This window comes from Shewanella sp. SG41-4 (assembly GCF_014164505.1).
Taxonomy (GTDB): domain Bacteria; phylum Pseudomonadota; class Gammaproteobacteria; order Enterobacterales; family Shewanellaceae; genus Shewanella.
In genome coordinates this window covers 1-1,939 of record NZ_JACJFI010000496.1, presented here as the reverse complement: position 1 = coordinate 1,939, position 1,939 = coordinate 1, and the positions used below count along the sequence as shown (strand labels likewise).

Genomic DNA, 1,939 nt, shown 5'->3' with positions numbered 1-1,939 from the left:
GACGGCAAGAACTCAGGCTGATGCAGAAAGAATAACCGCAAAGTACAGTTATCTATTCGATGATAATCGTCCTGCTACCAAAATAGTTTTAAGTTTCACCGAAGATGGAAACATGTTGGTAGGCGTTAGAAATGTATCATTGGCGAATCAACTAGCTGGCAATTTTTGGCCATCACTATAGGAAAATACTTTCCGGTATAGACGCTGTTCAGGACAATGCAACTTATAAAGCAGTGAGAGCAAGTTCATTCCAAGAGTTACGAGCTTGTCTTTTCGATTTTCTCCTAGCCAACTATTCTTGGTATTGAGGATCGAATGGTATAGCCGCACTTCGGATTTTTACATGTCTCTCAATGGGCACTTTGGCTATTTGGAATAGATTAAATTGGCAATCCATATCCACAGATACATTAGTGCTAATGCTTGCGTGGGATAGGTTAGATCCAGTGGATGAATTTGAATGTCTTCGAAATGATAGGATCACTAGTTCTCAAGGCCTAGGGAATCAATTTGTGGCTAACAAGTGTGATTGACAATATCGTCCATCATTGTTGGACAGTACAACCCTTGCAGTGATGTAACGAAAGGCACAAAAATATTTTTTGCCACCAACTTTGTTGAATTGTATTAGCATGATCGCTGTTGGTATGGCCTCGCCCCCGCGCACCTAGTGCTCTTTACAGTGCCAAGTTGAGATAAATTCTTCATCTATCTAAAAGGTGATCGAGCCACGATTAACCAATGCCTTTTATACTCTTTCCAGTTAACGATCTCGCTCTTTGCCTTACCCATAATGACTTTTGATATTGGATCAATTGGCCAATCTACTCATCACATTGGGCAATTACCCTTCAATCGATTAAGTCAACAACGCCGACTTTAAGCTTCCATTTCGCTCTTTACCACTCTACATCCGGCCGCCTATGACTTCTCAGTGAGTGAGTCTGACAATATAAATATTGAGAACAAATGAAAAAGTAGGCTGGTTTTTTATATTTAAAGACAGGAAGTATGAAGCTATTTTTTCATTTGAAATTGGTCCACTTCCCCCAGCCTGCTTGGCTTAGATTGAAATAGGAGTTGAGACTTCAAACATTGAAAATCAACCATCTTAAAATCACTACGCTATGGTGAAAAATGGGATTTCACTGCATTGGGTCAAGCCCGTAAAGACCTTTTATTTACCTGTATTAGCGAAGATCACAGGGAGAATGTCCAAGATGTAATGTGCCACATTTTAGAGCATTTGAAAGCGCAATCGGTAAGTGGCAACTTTGCGGTTAATACGCTTAACAATTACCTTTCTTCATTAAGTTATATTGTTCGCTACTGGGGCAGCTCTAATTTTTCATTGCTGTCTAAAGACAAGGAATGGAAGAAGCTAAAAGATAACCTTAGAGGCCACTATGCACATTCCTCATTGCGACAGATTGGCATTACATTAAATAAACTATCTGAACTATGCATTATTGAAGGACAATACTTTTCAGAGATAGATTGCAGGGCACTTAGGGCGGCGGATAAGCCAGATAAACAACATATCGCCTTGCCCATCAATATCCACGCGCAAATACTCGCTCAAGTATACAACACAGTAGAAAAATACCACCCACATCGACACGCAATCTCAGAAGTAATGAAGGCTGGATTTGAGAGGCTTTCAATCGAAAAAGAAATAGAGCTTGCTAAAGGTACGTATGACGAATCAAACCCTAGGTTTAGGAAAAACGTTGACGGGAGAGTGCAAACATTTACTCGACAACTTGCCAAAGTAAAGGGTATTCCTGATTTTCACTACCGACTAGACGGTTGTGTGTAGTGGTCAAGTAATATTGGCCACGGTTTTAGAGTCATTCCAATATAAACGTTCTGACTCATTTGGCGTTAACCCACCATTATATTGATGGGGTCTAGTTTCACTGTAATATCCAGTGATGTA

General features: G+C 40.1%; 3 protein-coding genes. All 3 read left to right on the top strand.

The features are described 5' to 3' along the window. Positions 1-181 (top strand): hypothetical protein (locus H5202_RS24070; RefSeq protein ID WP_220493965.1); only part of this gene is annotated, 181 nt, incomplete at its 5' end. A gap of 172 nt (positions 182-353) precedes the next feature. After that, a complete protein-coding gene (locus H5202_RS24855) occupies positions 354-533 on the top strand; it encodes an endonuclease (protein ID WP_220493964.1) in 180 nt (59 codons plus the stop codon). A 620-nt stretch (positions 534-1,153) separates the two neighbouring features. After that, the gene (locus H5202_RS21535; RefSeq protein ID WP_182773846.1) at positions 1,154-1,819 is read left to right on the top strand and encodes a hypothetical protein; all 666 of its coding nucleotides are present in this window, start codon (positions 1,154-1,156) and stop codon (positions 1,817-1,819) included. The last annotated feature ends 120 nt before the right edge of the window (positions 1,820-1,939 follow it).